Here is a 17,725-nt window from a genome sequence, read left to right on the forward strand (position 1 = left end):
GAGATAACTGAAATAACAGGAGAAAATTTTGGGGAACACATCATTAAAGGGAAGAATGGAAGGAAAGAACTTGCACCAAACGTACGTTATATTACTGAGGAGAATTATAAATATACAACAGATGAACTTGGTAGAATAGTAGATGTAAATGCGGAAGAGCTAATACTTCAAAAAGGAACGCGAAACCCGGGAATGCAAGTGGCAGCAGGTCAAGAAGATAGGTTGTTTGATGATGATGGTGGACACTTGATAGGAACTCAGTTTCGTGGTTCGGGAGATATTGATAATTTACTTGCTCAGAATAGGCAAATTAATCGGTCTGGTGGAGAGTGGTACAAGATGGAGACTGAGTGGGCAAACGCCCTGAAAGAGATTCCACCAAAAAAAGTATCTGTAAAAATTAAGCCAGTTTTCGTTGGGACTTCATTAAGACCAGATTCATATAAAGTAGTTTATGAAATTGAAGGTAAAGGAATATTTAAGAAAACCATTGAAAATAGAGCAGGAGGTTGAGTATGGAAAAGGAAATGAATAGATTATATAGAGAGATAGCTGAAACAGTTAATGAAATGATTCCAGAAGATTGGAATAAATTTTATTTTTATGCTCAAATATCAGAAAATGGGGGAGGAACTTACTTTTTTTATAATACACTTGAAAATAAGCAATATAAATATAGTGTAGAAATCCCTTTCAAATATCAAATTGATGAAGATGAATTTGAGAGAAAAGAAGATGTTTTATATAAATTGAGTAAGGAACTTAGAAAGGTTTTTAAAGATAATGAGCAGGAACTTTGGTATTCTTTTACAATGTCCCTAGAGAGTAGTGGGAAATTTAAGTTACATTATGATTATACAAATTGGTTTGATACAGAATATAGTTTTAGTGACCAAATGATTATTTGGAAAAATAAATATTTAGGTGAAGTACCAAATGATGAAAATTATAAAGCATTAATTGATAAGTATTATAGTGAATTTCCGAATAATCCTATTTAACTAAATAAAAGACAGAAAAAAATAGGCTGTTAAAAAGTACATACTTCATGATGGTTGTACCATCATGGAGTACTGTGTGTAATGATAGAATAGAAAACGAAGTACGAGCTTAGGTGAGATGACATTTTACTGTGCGACGAATATAAAGACATGGAATGGACATAAAACTAACGAACTCGTACAAACTCGTAAGTTTTAACGTAGTAGTTGTCATGACATACAATAGGTGTCATACTGTTATTACAAAACTTACAAATTTAATGCTACTTAAAAACATATGAACTTAAAGCACTTGATTGTCAATTAAAGGCAACAAGTGCTTTTTTGCGTTTTAGCGTAGAAATTTAAAAGATCACGATAATTTTATTATGTAAACATTTTCTGTTTTTTTACATAATGTATACAACTAATAACGAGATAGATGTTCATCATTACTTTCATTCTAATTATAACGAATTCTACAATAGAAAACAGAACGTATATTTGGTATAATCAAAATATACTATATGAAACGATGTACATGAGTTTGAGATTTTTGAAAAAAGGTAAGTAATACATAATAATACATACGCTATAGGATTCAGTTCATGTTATACAAATCAATCGTTAGAAAGGAAAAGAAGTATGAATCAAATTTCATTCGAAGATTTATTTGAAGAAGAAAACAAACCAGAAAAGGTGGAGGTAGCTGAGATTCCCGTACCTTTATCGCCCCTACAAAAAGACATTTTAGAATTAATTGATTCTGAAGAAATAAGTGCGCTTGAGCTATGTGAACGATTAATACGATCTGGTAAAATATCAGATGAGAGATTCACAACGAATAAGCCTAAAGCATATGGGCAAGTATGCTTACTATTAGAAGGTTTTGTTAAAGAAGAAAAGCTTATTTTTGTCAAAAGTGATGAGAAAAGAGATAGAGTATATAAATTGAATGAAGAAGTTTTTAACGGATAAGGTGTACAAAGGGGAGTTCATTCATTTTTCTCATGAAAAAGGTGTCAATCTTACTTAGATTGGCACCTTTTTTGATAATTTAACATCTAACATATTTACGCTTAAAACCAAGTCTTCCTCTATCAAGTTCTTTCTGAATACTTTCAGAAGCATTTAACAAACTGCTTTTTTTCTTATCACGTTTGATTTCAACTATACCAACTTCTTTTGCAGTCTCAACTGCCTTTTCGTGTAGTGGTACATATGAAATTGCCACGGTGTTTAGGAAATTATTCATAGCGGATTTTGTTCGTTCTGGAGAATGATGAATTGTATCTTTCACCATTTCAAGCATATCGGAAATTTTACTTTCGGAAAATTCATTGTCTTTGCGATTTCCTAATAGCCAACAGTAGCAACTCCAGCCGGCAGACATTTTAAGCTCGTCCCCACTTGCAATCCATTTATCAGCAACATCTTGCGCAATATTTGACTCCGATAAAGTTACTGCCACTACATAATCAGATAGCATATAAAAATATGCCCCGTCTATCCAGCGATCAAAATCAGACTCACTCATAGCTTTTGGATCGGCAATAATACCTGCAAAGTACATAGCATCGTAGTTACCTGTGGCATAAAGTTCTTCAGCTAACTCTTGATTTAATTTTATTTTTTTAGCGATTGGTTTCATAGCACCTGTAGCTACTCCGAAAACCGGTTCGTGCGCACCGTTAGATATGTATATTTTTTTCGTTCGTTCCTTACCTAGAGCTTCAAGTTCTTGCATAACTGTTTTAAGATCCATAGTTGTGCAACTTCCTTTCTTCATGTGAAAGCCTTTTTAAGTCTTTCATATTTCTTATTTTAATACTAATTGTATTTAAGAGGTATGTCTACTTTCTAAAGGTATCGAAACTTGGTTTGAATTTTAGATGAAATAAAGAGCTAATTAAAAGGGTGGTATAATATAGAAAAAGTGAATGATGAACATCAAATAGGGGGTATTCAATTGGAAATAAAATTGAATCGATTATATAGAGAGATAGCGGAAACGGTTCATGCCATGATTCCAGAAGAATGGGAGAAATTTTATTTTTATGCACAAATATCAGAAGCTGGAGGGGGAACTTACTTTTTCTATAACAACTTCAGAAATAAACAAAATTATAAGTATAGTGTAGAAATTCCTTTTAAATACGAAGTTAATGAAGAGGAGTTTGAAAGGAAAGAAAATTCTTTATATAAATTGAGTAAGGAATTAAGAGATGTTTTTAAAGATAATCAGCAAGAGCTTTGGTACTCTTTTACAATGTCTCTGGAACATAGTGGGGAATTTAACATGCATTTCGATTATACCAATTGGCTCGAAACAGAATATAGTTTTAGTGATCAAATGATTATTTGGAAACGTAAATACTTAGGTGAAGTACCAATTAATGAAAATGATAAAGCGCTAATTAATAAGTATGATAATGAATTTCCGAATAATCCTATTTGACTGAAAGGAAAGAAGAAATGGTTTTTATAAAAATCATGAATTTTAAAGCGTAAGTTGAATGAGAATATATATTCATAATGGAGGACGCTATTAATGGAAGTACACGGAATGGTTTCAATATGGTTCGGTAATATGCAAACGCAAGATCAGTTGGATACATATATAGATGTTACGTATGATGAAGAAGGAGACTCTATACCAGCAAGATTTTTTGTTGATTTTAATATTGATATGATTGATGTAGATGAAGATTTTATTGAAAAGGAAGTGTTAGAAGAAGCGAGTGATGACATTTCTATGTTATTAACGGGATGTTCATATGATGATAAAATACTTTCTCGAATTAAGGAAGTAGTTAAATTAAATAAATCCTATAATTCTATCGTTTTAATTTATAATTTTCAATATGACAATTCAGTAAGTAATTGTGAAGGTTTTAATTTTGTAACTGCTACAAGTTATCTATAGTTAGAAGTAAAGTACAGTAGAATAAAAATGATTTGTATAGTTTTTCCAATAAATATTTGGTATGATGGTGAATGGGAAAAATATACAAGTTGTTAGTTTTTCAAAAAAGGGGGATTGAATTGAAAAGAACACCTGAATTTGTATTAGGTTTAATTGGTGGCATTTTGGGAATTATTATTTCCATAATATTAATAGTTGTAGCGTTTAATATTATGGAAGGTGTTGATTACGAACTTTTAGCTTATTACTCTATTATTTTAACGGTTCAAATAGGATTGTTCATTTTATCGTGTTTAGTAAACAAGGTTAATAATAAAGTTTATGGAGTTTGTATGATTGTGATTCCTATAGTTATGTTGTTTATGTCATTATTCTTTTTACTTATTCCGACAATTTTACAAATTATATCTGGTTCATTTGCATTTAGGACATTAAAGTTAGAATCTAATGTAAGCTAAATATGATTATCAACGTCTGAATATTCGGTTTTTTAAACATTTTCGTTTGCAGTTCAAATTAACATAAAGTACAAAGTTGTACGCTTTAGGAGGAGAAATAGATGATTATTTGGTCTGGTTGGGGTTTTTTAGTCGCAATTATTGTAATTATTAATACTCTTTTGGGTAAGGCTATCTTTGGATCTATAACGGGGGACGCTACATATTTTCAAGACCATAGTTGGCCAATGGCGGTAATGTTTATTATATCAGGGGTTATGTCTTGGTATTTAGGTAAATATATTAATAAGCCAGATGGGAAAGTTTATATAGATGCCGAAACTGGTGAAAAAGTTATGTTTAACAAAAAGCACTCATTATTTTTTATAAAAATGGAATATTGGGGACCGATTCTAGGAGTTATTGCGATTGTAACTTTAATTACAAGATAAAAAAAGAGGATGGGTATAGCAAGAGTAATCTATTCAAGTAGAAGGAGAAATCAGTCATGAATGCAAAGAAACTACTAGGGGTAGCAGTTCCGGTCATGTTGTTATTTGGTTGTGGAGTTTCTGAGAAAACGAACACTTCTAAACAGGAGAAAACGGAAGAGTCTAAAGTAAAAGAATCGAAGTCTAATAGTAAGAAAGAAAAAGTTTCAAAGGAAGACTATCCTAATAAAGTGTATAAATTAGGAGTAGAGTTTGATAAGTTGTTTGCGGAGCATAACAATATTACAAGAGAGGTTTTTGACGGTAAGAAAAAGAAATCAGATATAGTAGATAGTGTGAAAGAATTAAATAAAGTGTTAGATAAATTTGAGTCAATAGATCCCCCTACAGAGTATGTAAATCAACAAAAGGATTTTGAAAAAGCAATTGGTTATTTTAGAGAGTCTTTTTCTTTAATAAATGAAGTATTCACCCGAAAAGAAAAAAGAGAAAAAGGCGATAAGACTGATAAAGAGTTAATGGAGAAATCCGAAAAGTTAGTGAAAGAAGGAGATATTTACTGGCTTAAGGCATTCAAAGATCTTGAAGGGGATATTAAAATCGGTGACGGTACAGTATCTGTGAAAGATTTGAAAGAGTTAGATAAGAAAGCTGGAATTAATACGGATAACGTTATGAAGAATGTGAAAGATAGTACGGAATTAATCGGTAATTGGGGATTCAAAGGAACAGACGGTTTCATTATGTCACTTATTCTAAAAGGTGATAAGACATTTGAAACGTATGGTAAAGGTGAGTATCCAAATAAAAAGAATTATATTGAAGGCACTTGGGAATATGATAAGGAAGCTTTTACAATCTATTTACATCTCAATAAACGTTTAGTAGACGGTGTAGAAGATACAATTCAAAAAAAGAAAATAGCATATAAAGTTCAAGATTATGATGGGGAAAACTTGCAATTATTTAATGAGACGTCATTTCATACAATTAAGTATGTGAAGCAAAGTTAAAGTTATGTAGGACTAGGTTTAAATGGCCTAGTCCTTCATTAAAGTGCGAGTATGTAAAGAATATGTTATCTTTCGTTCTGTTTACTTAATATCATGTTATTCTTTAATAGAGTAATAAATGGAGTTTTGCATTAAATATATGAGGTTGGTTACAAATGATAAAGAAATTTACTAGATTCGTATTAATAGTGGTTATCCCAATCAGTCTTATTACAGGTTGTGGGACTGCTGAAAAAACTGAAGCACAAAAGCCGAAAGCGGTACAAACGGAGAAAAAGGACTATATGGATTACTCATATGGTAGCAAAGGTATATTAGTAAGTGGCAAAGCGAAAGAACGGCAACAATACGAGATTGGATATATGGATGATAATAAATTAATTGGGATTGATGAAAATATTGAAGACTGCATTATTTTAGATAATAAAGATGAAGCAGGTCTCATTTGGAAACAAATAGAGCGAGGATCTATTATTGAAGTGCAATACGGTAAGGATCGCAATGATATCGTAGGCGTGCAATTCGTAGGAGATCGTGAGTCATATGAAATTAGTGATAAGTTTGATCGGAATACGATAAATGAGATTGTTGAAAACGTTAAAGGGAATTTGTAATAGATGTATTTCGATAGTATAGGATCTCTTATTATGAAATTGTATGTCAGTTATTTGTCTAAGTTTAAATTGATTATTTTGACGGTATTTGTAATTAGTTGTAAAATAATGTTTGTTGATGGATTTTATAAAAAGTATGTTAGATGAAATTCATCTGTAGGGATGACATATAAATATTTTCTTAATGGATATAAAATATGTTAATTTAAATATATAAATAAAAAGAAAATATATTAGGAGTACATAGTAGATTCATATTTTTAAAAATTAATGTGACAATAAAGGGAGGTTGAGATACATACACGGTGGGAGTGTGTATGTATTTATTATAATAATGAATAAGACAATCAAACAACAAGTAATCGCACTATCAACAAGTCTAGTGATTTTAGGGAGCGCACCTTTATCAGCATCAGCAGAAGAGATCAACAAATCTCAAACTGATCAACTTAATATTGCCCAAGGAGAACACGGAACGAGCGGATTAAATTATTCTAATTTCAAGTTGGAAGTTCCTGATCATGTACAAATTAACGAAGCAGAAGTATCTGAAAATGAAAAAATGCTTTTAGAAGAATATAAGCATAAACATGATGAAACAGAAGAATTAAACAAAATGCAAGATGCTAAGAAGGGACAAGTAGCAGAAAAGGAAGCTATTTCAAACATTGAAAAGGCATTTGAATCTGTAGATGGTCGAAATGATGGATCTGATCGTCAAATGAAACCTGTTGCAAAGCCAAGAGGTATTCAATATAGTGCACAGAGTACGAAGAAATATGGAACACTTGCAGGAGTTCCATTTGTGGAGTGGATTGTTCCAGCAGGAAATCCTGATATTCGTCCTGCAAATCCGATGAAAGCACGTTACATTACAATTCATGAGACCGCAAATACAGCCGCTGGTGCTAATGCTGAAAATCATGCGAAATATTTATACAAGCAAGCAACTGAAGGCACTTTCCGAACAGCTTCATGGCATTTTACTGTAGATGATAGACAAATTTATCAACACTTACCAACAAACGAAAATGGTTGGCATGCAGGAGATGGAGATGGTTCAGGAAACAGGGAGTCTATCGGTATCGAGATTGCGGTTAACCAAGACGGTGATTACAATAAAGCGTTAGAAAATGCAAAACGACTTGCAGGTTATTTAATGAACAAAGAAGGAATTGGTGCAGATCATATTTACAAGCATCAACAATGGAGCGGGAAAAAATGTCCTGACATTTTAATTTCACGTGGTAATTGGGCTGGTTTCGTACAAGGAATTCAGTGGTATGCAAATATAAATGCGCAGATTGATACGCCTTTACAAGATAAAAATGACTCATTTAATCCAAATGAAAATAATCCAGCTGAACCTAGCATGGAACTAGTGGTAAATGGTAGTGGCATTAATGTACGTAGTGATGCGGGTATTGAACATCGTGTTGTACGTAAAGCTTCAAACGGAGATCGTTACAAAGTATTAGCCGTTAAAAATGGTTGGTATAAAGTAGGTAATGGAGAATGGATTTTCTATGACCCAAGTTGGATTAAAATTAACTACAATGTACCAAAGGAAGAAGTACAAAAACCAAAAGATGATATTACAGGTGGCTGGTTTGAAGGGCATATTCGTAAATTAAACAGTCTAGGTATTATGCAAGGCGAAGGTAATGGTGTATTTGCGCCATATCGAAATGTAACGAGAGCGGAGTTTGCGAAATTAATCTCGAATGCTCTTAAACTACCAGAGGGAAATAAGTCATTTGTAGATATTAATGAGGCACATCCATCACTTCATGACGGTATTAAACGTTGTGCAAGTGCAGGAATTATTAATGGTCGTGGTGAAGGGATTTTTGATCCTAACTCACCAATTACTCGTGAAGAAGTATCTATTATGATTGACAAAGCATTGCGATATAAAGGAATTACAGGTGAGTTAGTAGCATTACCATTTACAGATAAGCATTTAATAACATACAAAGAATCGGTTCAACGATTATACAGTCTAAAGGTAGTTAATGGTATTGGAAATAATGAGTTTGATCCTCGAGGTACAGCAACTCGTGGTCAGGCAGCTGCCTTTATTGTGAAGATGTTAGATTCAATGCAAAAATAAAATGAAACTTTAATCAGTGAGGGCCACTCGCATTGCAATCGAGCAGTTTATTCACCGAATTTTGAAATGAGAGTTTTACTGTCCGCAAATAGCAGAATAAATTGTATGTAGAAGCTGACATTGGTAGAAGTAAAAAATAAGAAGAATTTGAAAGGAGCTATCCAAAATAATAATTTGGAATAGCTCCTATTTAGTAGGAAGAACAAATTGTATTTCATAGATTGTAATGTAGAATGCCCTTCCAAGCCCCTTATAAGCCCCTACCAAGTAATAAATCACTAAGAAAAAACAAAAACAAAAACAAGAACAAAACAAGCGCGAAAAAATGAAACCGGCGTTGTAGTAGTAAAAAAATTGTAATACGAATGCCAAAACCATTCCCGTATGCCTATCTTTATAATGAAGGATTAAAATTTTCCTATTTACTAGCAAAGAGTGGAGGGAAACATATGGCGGTATACCGTAATGTGCAGGTGAACTTTTGGCAAGATGAATTCATATTAGATTTAACGCCAGAGGAGCGTTATTTTTACATATATTTGTTAACTGGTACGAAAACAAAGCAATGTGGTATTTACATATTACCGAAGCGTGTGGCAGAGCTTGAAACAGGTTATAGTATGGAGACTGTTGAGAAGTTGCTAAACAGGTTTGTTGAGTATGGAAAGATTTTATATGATACGGAAACGAAAGAGGTATTCATAATAAATTGGTTACACTATAACCCTATTTCAAATACGAATGTGGAGAAGTGCGTATTACGTGAGTTAAAGACTATAAAAAGTAATGAGTTCATACATATATTTTTACGTAAATGCCTTGAAGAAGAATACAAGATTCCATTATTATTGCAGCATTTTGGTATGCCAAAAGAAGAGGATAATAGTAGTTCACAAGTAGTTATTGAAGAGAAAGAAGAAGCGGAAGAGATAGAGGTGGAAACCATAGAAGAGGACGTTCCAAATAGTGAAGTTTATAAGTTTTATGAACAAAATATTAGTAGTTTATCCCCATATATTGTGAAGGAATTGAAGAATTGGATACAAAGACTTTCTGGAGAGAAAGTGTTAGAGGCACTTAAAATTGCGTTTGAAAATAATAAGAAAACGTTAGCTTATGTGAAGGGGATTTTGAGGAATTGGTGTAAGAAAGGACGAGTAGATTTTAGTGAAGGAATGCATAGGAGAGAAGTATTTGGTTCGTATGATCCATAGTTTGGATAAGGATTTTTTCTAGTCTAAAAGGTTCTTTTACTATAGAAGCGAATAGTGTGAGAAAGGGGTGGTTATATGGAAGTCGTTATAAAGAAGAAACGAAAAAGGGGAAAAAGAATTTTTATTTGGGCTAGTAGTATCGTTCTTTTGTTAGTTATTTCCGCTGCGATTTTTTTGAACATATATACGCTGAAATCTATGCCAAAGATAGATGGAACGATAAAGCTAGAGGATTTACAACAAGCTGTTACGGTGAAGCGTGATAGTAAAGGTGTACCGCATATTAAATCGGAAAATGCACATGATTTATATTTTTCACAAGGATATGTGCAAGCGCAAGATCGTTTGTTTCAAATGGATTTAAGTAGAAGACAAGCGTCTGGTATGTTAAGTGAAGTTGTTGGGGAAGCAGCTGTTGATCGAGATAAATTGTTTCGAACACTCGGTTTACGGCGAGCTGCCGAAGCTTCAGTTAGTCAATATGATGGAGAAGCGAAATATGCCCTGCAGTCATTTGCTGATGGGGTGAACGCTTTTATACGTGAGGCGAAAGAGGAAAAAAAATTACCAGTTGAGTTTACTATATTAGGTTATGAACCTGCTGAGTGGTCAATTGTTGATACTTTAACGATCGGGAAGTATATGGCGTTTGACTTAGGAGGACATTGGCACGGACAGGCATTTCGATATTGGGCGCTGAAAAATCTTCCGAAAGAGCAAGCGAATGAGCTATTTCCTGCATATCCGAAAGATGCTCCTAGATTGCTAGCTGAACTGAAAAATACAAATGTGGACGTAGCACAAAGTTTTTCAAAAACGATAATTCCGCCGGAGTTTAACGGTAGTAATAACTGGGTTGTGAGCGGTGAGAAGAGTGCGTCAGGTAAGCCAATTTTAGCAGATGATCCTCATTTATCTCTTGCGACCCCTTCTATTTGGTATCAAACGAGACTTGAAATGAAAGGTTTAAATGTGAGTGGCGTTATTTTCGCTGGAGTACCAGGTGTTATATTAGGACACAATGACAAAATAGCGTGGGGTGTTACGAATACAGGGCCTGATGTGCAAGATTTATATATTGAGAAGAGAAATCCTAATAATGAAAATGAATTTCTGTATAACGATAAATGGGAAAAAGCTACCGTTGTAGACGAGTCTATTAAAGTAAAAGGCGGGAAGACAATTCCTTATAACGTTACGATTACGAGGCATGGACCAGTAATTTCAGAGTTTGCGGATAAGGGGAAGGAGAAAACGAAAACAGTATTCTCTTTAAAGTGGACAGCTTTAGAACCGTCAGCTGAGTTAAAAGCTGTATTAAATATGAACAAAGCAAAAGACTGGAATGAGTTTGAAACCGCTCTTCAAGATTTTCATACACCAACCCAAAACTTTGTGTTTGCATCAAACGACGGCACAATTGCTTATAAAGCGAATGGAAATATACCAGTGCGTAAAAAAGGTGATGGTAGCTTACCTGTTCCAGGATGGACAGATGAATATGAATGGGAAGGGTATATCCCGTTTGATCAACTTCCAAAAGTAATTAATCCAAAACAAGGGTTTATTTCAACTGCGAATAATAAAATTGTTGATGATGATTATCCGTATCATATTAGCAATACGTGGGCGCAGCCATATAGGCAAATGCGTATTCAAGAATTTTTGCAAGAGAAGGAAAAGTATACGGTGAAAGATTTAGAAGAGTTACAGATGGATCAAAAGAATTTATATGGGAAAGAGTTTACTCCTATATTTTTAAAAGAGTTAAATAAAGCATCTTTAAATGAGGTAGAGAAAGAAGGCGTAGACCAATTAACAAAGTGGAATTTTTACGATAGTAAAGATGAAGCGGCACCATTAATATTCCATTTGTTAATGAAAGAGATTTCAAATACGTTATTTTCAAAAGAAATACCGAAAGATGTACTGGAGTTATTTGAAGGGAAGTCACAAGTTGTTGATGAATTGATTCGAAAAGAAGTAGCGGGAGAAAATAGCGTTTGGTTTACGAAGTACGGAGGTTTCACAAAAGTTGTGCATACATCGTACGAGAATGTAATGAAGAAATTGCAGAAGGAATATGGACCCGATGTTGGAGAGTGGAAGTGGGGCGATTACCATCAACTCGCTTTTACACATCCCATTTCGAAATCATCGAGTATGTTAGCATTACTCGCTTTTAATCGTGAGAAGCCAGTTCCAATTGGTGGGAGCCAAGTTACCGTGCAAGCAGCGAGTTACGGCGAAAACGGCATTGTAAATCACGGGGCGTCTTGGAGATTCATTATTGATACGAAAGATATGTCAAACGGTTATCATATCGTAGGGCCAGGACAGTCGGGCCATTTTAGAAGCGATTGGTATCATGATCAAATAGATGATTGGGTAAATGGCACGTATCATACGACTACATTGAATACGGAGGGGATAGAGGGGAAGGTATTAACTTTGCAGCCGAAGTGATAGTAAGTTCTTATTTGCAGATGGCCCAGCTTTATGAGGTAATACTCCTTCGGCTAATGAAAGTTTTGCTTTATACAAGAGACTCTTACGATTGTAAGAGTCTCTTTATTATGATAATGGATAAAATATCCTTTTTGTAAAGAAGCGACAAGTTTTGACAAAATATTATACAGAGACTTGTTATAATACCTTTTGGAATATTATGTTTATTAAACGGAGGATGAAGTAGTGTACAACAAGGAAAATTTCTTAATAGTTGCAGTGAAATCGAATAGGGGGATTTAATATGAGCGTTAAAGTAATAAGGGCAACAGGGATGATGGGCGGAGCAGCAAGAGTTGCTGTAAAGGTAGATAACGAAGTAGTAATGAAACTTGAGAATAACGAAGAATATACGCTTCCTTTTGAATTAGATGAAGCGAATATTAAAGTAAAACAATTCTTTTTTGGAAGTAAAGAAAAGAAAGTAAAGGATGGCGATGTAGTAGAAATTAAGATAAATAGTATTGCCATGCTATTACTAATAGTGTCAATGATAGCTGTTTTATTCGGTTCGTCAATTGGTATAAATATTGTTGTTTTTGGTGTGATAGGAGCTTTAGTTACGTTAGTATACGGATTGAATAACTGGTTTCGTTTAGAGGTTAAATAATTATTGTATATATATTTATTTCAGTTGATTTACTATACATGGGATGAAAATATTTTTAAGTGGGAAATGGAGAGAATCAGTATGAAGAAAATGGTTGTAATATCTAGTTTGGCGCTAATAGTAGGTTTAACAACTGGTTGTAGCAGTGAAAAAACAAGTGGACCTAAAACAGTATCTGTAAAAAAAGAAAAAGAGTTAGTAGCGAAAGATATTTTTAAAAAAGCAGCTGACGGATTAAAACAAGAGGAATATCTTACATTGACATCTCTTATGTCAATGAAGGGGAGCGGCCAATCAGAAGAAATTAAAATGAAAATACAGATGGAGCCGAAACTGAAGAATTCTAGAGCTGAAATGAAAATAAGTGGTACAGATATTGTAACGTATGAAGTAGATGGAAAGGTCGCTGCTCAAGTGAAAAACCCTGATACAGGAGAGTTAGTTACGATACCTAATGATCAATTTAATGTAAATGATGTAATGGTCAGTAAAAATTTACTTAATGAGTTAGATTTACCAGAAGCTTTGGCTAAGAAAATGAAGGCAAAGAAAGATGGAGACACATATAAACTTACACTTGAATTAAAGGGAAAAGAAGCGGTAGATACGTTACAAAAAATCAATGGAGATATGAAAAAATTAACGGAAGGATTTAATATGGATGCGTTTAACATTGAATATATAATAACAAAAGATTATAAATTTGAAGAGATGCGAACAACTATAAAAGTGAGTGAAAGTAACTCAGATAAAAAAGCTAGTACAGATAAGGAAAAATTGGATGCAGTTGTGAGTATAAAGATTGATTCATATGAAAAGTTTGATTCAATTAAGTTACCAGAAGGGATTCAATAATTTCAATCGTAAAAGGATAAAAAGGGGCGGAAATCTGCTCCTTTTTTATTTTTCCTACTATTTTTAGAAGATTTATATGAATATAGTTGAACGGCACTTCATTTTTTTCTGGAATAAATGTGAAACGTTGTATAAAATAATCAAGAAAGCCAAAAATTATAGGGGGAAAGTTGTGAAGAAAAATAAGAGTTTAATAAGTTTTTTAGGAGTGTTTATTATGTTGTTTTCTTTTTGTTTTCAAGGAAATGTACAGGCAGATGTAAATACTGTTCAATCTGGAAAAATCAAATCAGGAAACGTAACAGTATGGGAAGTTGGAAATGTAGCGAAAGTATTAGCGGATGTGGAGCGCTTAAATTTAAATACAGTAAATGTACCGATTCAAGTAGATATCCCAAATGTGACTTCTACTAACATGGTAATTAATCAAGCGCAAAAGCAACAAGCTATTATTTTAATTCAAGAATTATTAAAGCGTAATATTCAAGTTATAGTGGAACCGTTCCCGTATATTCAGCAGGGGAATGTTGGAGAGACAGAATGGAACCCAAGTAACATTAATGATTTCTTCTGGAATTGGAAGACGGTTATTCTGCAAGATATTTTTAATTCCATTACAAGTAAATACAATGTGTATGGACTAAAGATTGCTTCTAATTTCGTGAATATGGAGTATGCAGAAGGATACTGGAGCGATACAATTGATTTTGTTCGTAATCAGTATAAAGGAAATGTTTTGTATCAAATGAACTGGTGGTTAACAGCAAGCTGGGACCCTTCTTATGAAGCGAAGTTTGAAGAGAAAATCAATCGCCCGTATTTAAAAAAGGTGGATATTGTTAGCATAGACAGTTGGTTTGAAGTTTCAGGAAAAAGAAATCCAACATATGAAGAAGTGAAGCAAAGTTTATTTGCGACAACAGTATATAATCGTGGGCAAAATGTTGTTCAGCAATTGGAACAATTACATAATGCAACAGGAAAGCCAGTTTACTTCGGTGGATTTAACGTTCCAGCACGTGAACTTGGATTACAAAATCCATGGAATCCAGATGTTTCAAATGTGTTTTCGAAGGATGTACAATTAAATGGATGGCGTGCTTACCGAGATGTATTAGAACCGAAACCATATTTTAAAGGTTTTTCAATTTGGTTTATTGGCTCTAATGATAGTACACATGCGTATCAAATACATAGTAAAGAAGCAGAGGCAGTTATTAGCGGATGGTACCGAAAATAATTTTTATAAAATAGGTAAGTTTTAAAGTTTACTACATATATTTCTAGTGAAAGGCCTTTCACCATCTTATCACCTAGGGGGCAATCATAATGAAATTTTTGTCTTACCTTACAGTAATATTGGTGATTCTTGGCGGTTTGAATTGGTTATTGGTAGCGTTAGATTACAATGTAGTTGAGAAATGGTTTGGTTCTATGCCGGCGCTTGTGGACACTATTTATTGGCTCATTGGTCTTTCTGCTATTTATCAAATTTTTGATCGGTTCTTTACGAACGACTAGCTATTATTCTTTCATTATTAGAGTGTTAAGTACGATTATGTACTTAACACTTTTTTATATGTCCATAAAAAAGTCTGCACTTGCAAGCGATTCCATCGCGTCTTGCGCCCTAATAATAGAAAACAAATTGACCGTATATTATATTTTAGGTTATAATTCAGAAAGTTTAAAAATATCCAAATAAAAAATAGGGAGGTTATGAAGGTAATGGAGAGAGTCTATAATTTTTCAGCAGGACCATCAATACTCCCTTTGCCAGTTTTAGAGAAAGTGCAAAAGGAGCTATTAAATTATAACGGGACAGGCATGTCTATTATGGAAATGAGTCATCGATCTTCTTATTTTCAAAGTATTATAGAGGAAGCGAGTAACTTACTTCGTGAATTAATGAGCATCCCTGATGAGTATGAAGTTTTATTTTTACAAGGCGGTGCGTCATTACAATTCTCTATGATACCACTGAACTTAATGAATACGTATAAAAAAGCTGGATACGTACTAACTGGCTCATGGTCTAAAAAGGCACTGCAAGAAGCCGAAAAAGTTGGGGAAGTACAAGTGATTGCTTCTTCCGAGCAAGAGAAGTTTACTACGATTCCTAAACTGGACGGTTTACTAAGCGATGAAAAACTAGATTATGTACATATTACAACGAATAATACAATTGAAGGGACAAAATATGTGGGAATTCCACATGTAGAAAGAGTGCCGCTCGTTGCGGATATGTCTTCAAATATTTTGTCAGAACAATATGATGTTTCGAAGTTTGGTCTTATATATGCGGGGGCGCAAAAGAATTTAGGACCTGCGGGCTTAACGATTGCGATTATAAAAAGAGATTTAATCGGGGGAGCAGATCGCTCTTGTCCGACAATGTTAAATTATGAAACTTACAGTAAAAATAACTCCTTATATAATACACCGCCATCCTTTAGTATTTACGTAACAAAACTTGTACTAGAGTGGTTGAAAGAGCAAGGCGGAGTATCTGCGATTGAAGAACAAAATAGAATGAAATCTTCACTTATTTATCATTTTTTAGATGAATCTAAATTGTTTACTTCACCAGTTGATCCTGCGTATCGATCACTTATGAACATTCCGTTTACAACACCGTCAGAAGAACTTAACAATGAGTTTTTACAAAAAGCGAAGGAACGCGGCCTTGTTACGTTAAAAGGACATCGATCAGTCGGTGGTATGCGCGCTAGTATTTACAATGCGATGCCAGTACAAGGCGTACAGCAATTAGTAAATTATATGAAGGAATTTGAGCTTGAGAATAGATAGGGAGATGGGGATATGTTTCGTGTTCAAACGTTAAATCAAATTGCAGAAAAAGGTTTGCAAGTTTTTACTGAAGAACGTTATGAAGTAGGAGATAGAATCAATCATCCAGATGGAATTTTGCTTCGTAGCTACTCTTTACATCAAGAAGAGTTTTCAAAAGACTTAAAGGCGATTGCAAGAGCTGGCGCTGGTGTAAATAATATTCCTGTCGAGCGATGTACAGAAAAAGGAATTGTAGTATTTAACACGCCGGGGGCAAATGCAAACGCTGTAAAGGAACTCATTATTGCCAGTCTTATTATGTCTTCACGTAACATTATTAATGGTGTAAGTTGGACGAAAAACTTAGAGGGTGAAGAAGTACCACAGCTTGTTGAATCAGGAAAAAAACAATTTGTTGGATCAGAAATTGCAGGGAAACGTCTAGGTGTTATCGGACTTGGCGCAATCGGTGCTTTAGTTGCGAACGATGCGTTAGCGTTAGGGATGGATGTTATCGGATATGATCCTTATATTTCAGTTGAAACAGCTTGGCGTCTTTCTACACATGTGCAAAGAGCATTTAGCCTTGATGAAATTTTTGCAACGTGTGATTATATTACACTGCATATTCCTCTTACGAATCAAACGAAGGGGATTATTGGGGAACACGCTGTAGAGAAGATGAAAAGAGGGATGCGTCTATTTAATTTCTCTAGAGGAGAACTTGTAGATGAAAAGGTTCTTCAAAAGGCATTAGAAGAAGATATTATTACACATTACGTAACGGACTTCCCAAATGAAAATGTAATAAAGATGAAAAATGTAACAGCGACGCCTCACCTTGGCGCATCTACGTCTGAATCAGAAGAAAATTGTGCAGTAATGGCAGCACGTCAATTACGTGAATATTTAGAGACAGGAAATATTCGTAATTCAGTAAACTATCCAAACGTAGAATTGCCGTATATCGGAAAGAAACGAATTACAATTATGCATCAAAACGTCCCGAATATGGTAGGGCAAATTACAGGATGCTTAGCGGAACATCATATTAATATTGCCGATATGATTAATCGTAGTAAACATTCTTGGGCATACACAATGATTGATATCGATAACGGAATTGATGATATAATAAAAGAGAATATTGTAGAAAATATAAGTAAAATTACAGGTGTTGTAGCCGTTCGAATGATTGTGTAAAGGAGAG

Annotated in this window: 19 protein-coding genes; 18 read left to right on the top strand and 1 reads right to left on the bottom strand. The window is 33.9% G+C overall.

The window, feature by feature from the left end:
• Window positions 1-3 precede the first annotated feature (3 nt).
• From HMAS_RS08165 to HMAS_RS08180, 3 genes are all read left to right on the top strand, one after another.
• On the top strand, window positions 4-513 hold the full coding sequence (locus HMAS_RS08165; protein ID WP_116344752.1) for a DNA/RNA non-specific endonuclease: 510 nt from the start codon (window positions 4-6) through the stop codon (window positions 511-513).
• Between the two features lie 2 nt (window positions 514-515).
• Window positions 516-1,001 carry an antitoxin YezG family protein gene (locus HMAS_RS08170; protein ID WP_000410099.1) on the top strand — a complete coding sequence of 162 codons (486 nt, stop codon included), beginning with the start codon at window positions 516-518 and terminating at the stop codon, window positions 999-1,001.
• A gap of 624 nt (window positions 1,002-1,625) precedes the next feature.
• On the top strand, window positions 1,626-1,958 hold the full coding sequence (locus tag HMAS_RS08180; RefSeq protein ID WP_044307388.1) for a DUF3895 domain-containing protein: 333 nt from the start codon (window positions 1,626-1,628) through the stop codon (window positions 1,956-1,958).
• A gap of 79 nt (window positions 1,959-2,037) precedes the next feature.
• Here HMAS_RS08180 and HMAS_RS08185 read toward each other — a convergent pair whose 3' ends face one another.
• Window positions 2,038-2,745, bottom strand: a complete 708-nt coding sequence (locus HMAS_RS08185; RefSeq protein ID WP_044307389.1) for a DNA alkylation repair protein — start codon at window positions 2,743-2,745, stop codon at window positions 2,038-2,040.
• A 204-nt stretch (window positions 2,746-2,949) separates the two neighbouring features.
• On the opposite strand from HMAS_RS08185, the gene HMAS_RS08190 reads away from it, so the two are divergent.
• The 15 genes from HMAS_RS08190 to HMAS_RS08265 all read left to right on the top strand — a co-directional run bounded on the left by HMAS_RS08190 (window position 2,950) and on the right by HMAS_RS08265 (window position 17,718).
• On the top strand, window positions 2,950-3,438 hold the full coding sequence (locus HMAS_RS08190) for an antitoxin YezG family protein (protein WP_061113265.1): 489 nt from the start codon (window positions 2,950-2,952) through the stop codon (window positions 3,436-3,438).
• A 93-nt stretch (window positions 3,439-3,531) separates the two neighbouring features.
• Window positions 3,532-3,906, top strand: a complete 375-nt coding sequence (locus HMAS_RS08195; RefSeq protein ID WP_000451794.1) for an immunity 22 family protein — start codon at window positions 3,532-3,534, stop codon at window positions 3,904-3,906.
• A 119-nt stretch (window positions 3,907-4,025) separates the two neighbouring features.
• Window positions 4,026-4,364: a DUF4064 domain-containing protein gene (locus tag HMAS_RS08200; RefSeq protein WP_000831724.1), complete on the top strand. Its 339-nt coding sequence runs from the start codon at window positions 4,026-4,028 to the stop codon at window positions 4,362-4,364.
• Window positions 4,365-4,465: 101 nt separating this feature from the next.
• On the top strand, window positions 4,466-4,795 hold the full coding sequence (locus HMAS_RS08205; protein WP_000587853.1) for a hypothetical protein: 330 nt from the start codon (window positions 4,466-4,468) through the stop codon (window positions 4,793-4,795).
• A gap of 56 nt (window positions 4,796-4,851) precedes the next feature.
• Window positions 4,852-5,808 carry a DUF3994 domain-containing protein gene (locus HMAS_RS08210; protein ID WP_063264119.1) on the top strand — a complete coding sequence of 319 codons (957 nt, stop codon included), beginning with the start codon at window positions 4,852-4,854 and terminating at the stop codon, window positions 5,806-5,808.
• Between the two features lie 155 nt (window positions 5,809-5,963).
• Window positions 5,964-6,422: a hypothetical protein gene (locus tag HMAS_RS08215; RefSeq protein WP_061113010.1), complete on the top strand. Its 459-nt coding sequence runs from the start codon at window positions 5,964-5,966 to the stop codon at window positions 6,420-6,422.
• Window positions 6,423-6,756: 334 nt separating this feature from the next.
• On the top strand, window positions 6,757-8,535 hold the full coding sequence (locus HMAS_RS08220) for an S-layer homology domain-containing protein (RefSeq protein WP_061113271.1): 1,779 nt from the start codon (window positions 6,757-6,759) through the stop codon (window positions 8,533-8,535).
• A 365-nt stretch (window positions 8,536-8,900) separates the two neighbouring features.
• Window positions 8,901-9,749 carry a DnaD domain-containing protein gene (locus tag HMAS_RS08230; RefSeq protein WP_116344753.1) on the top strand — a complete coding sequence of 283 codons (849 nt, stop codon included), beginning with the start codon at window positions 8,901-8,903 and terminating at the stop codon, window positions 9,747-9,749.
• Between the two features lie 75 nt (window positions 9,750-9,824).
• The gene (locus tag HMAS_RS08235) at window positions 9,825-12,215 is read left to right on the top strand and encodes a penicillin acylase family protein (protein ID WP_025708714.1); all 2,391 of its coding nucleotides are present in this window, start codon (window positions 9,825-9,827) and stop codon (window positions 12,213-12,215) included.
• A 286-nt stretch (window positions 12,216-12,501) separates the two neighbouring features.
• Window positions 12,502-12,867 carry a hypothetical protein gene (locus tag HMAS_RS08240; RefSeq protein ID WP_006922825.1) on the top strand — a complete coding sequence of 122 codons (366 nt, stop codon included), beginning with the start codon at window positions 12,502-12,504 and terminating at the stop codon, window positions 12,865-12,867.
• Window positions 12,868-12,948: 81 nt separating this feature from the next.
• Window positions 12,949-13,722 carry a DUF6612 family protein gene (locus tag HMAS_RS08245; RefSeq protein ID WP_000738991.1) on the top strand — a complete coding sequence of 258 codons (774 nt, stop codon included), beginning with the start codon at window positions 12,949-12,951 and terminating at the stop codon, window positions 13,720-13,722.
• Between the two features lie 172 nt (window positions 13,723-13,894).
• Window positions 13,895-14,962, top strand: a complete 1,068-nt coding sequence (locus tag HMAS_RS08250) for a glycoside hydrolase family 113 (RefSeq protein WP_000739762.1) — start codon at window positions 13,895-13,897, stop codon at window positions 14,960-14,962.
• 89 nt (window positions 14,963-15,051) lie between these two features.
• Window positions 15,052-15,243, top strand: coding sequence for a DUF378 domain-containing protein (locus tag HMAS_RS08255; RefSeq protein ID WP_000670805.1), 192 nt, complete (start codon window positions 15,052-15,054; stop codon window positions 15,241-15,243).
• A 207-nt stretch (window positions 15,244-15,450) separates the two neighbouring features.
• Window positions 15,451-16,533, top strand: coding sequence for a 3-phosphoserine/phosphohydroxythreonine transaminase (gene serC, locus HMAS_RS08260; protein WP_044307393.1), 1,083 nt, complete (start codon window positions 15,451-15,453; stop codon window positions 16,531-16,533).
• A 12-nt stretch (window positions 16,534-16,545) separates the two neighbouring features.
• Complete coding sequence (locus HMAS_RS08265) at window positions 16,546-17,718, top strand: 3-phosphoglycerate dehydrogenase family protein (RefSeq protein WP_000490228.1); 1,173 nt, start codon at window positions 16,546-16,548, stop codon at window positions 17,716-17,718.
• The last annotated feature ends 7 nt before the right edge of the window (window positions 17,719-17,725 follow it).

It is taken from the genome of Bacillus sp. HMA207 (assembly GCF_003402455.1).
Classification (GTDB): Bacteria; Bacillota; Bacilli; order Bacillales; family Bacillaceae_G; genus Bacillus_A; species Bacillus_A cereus.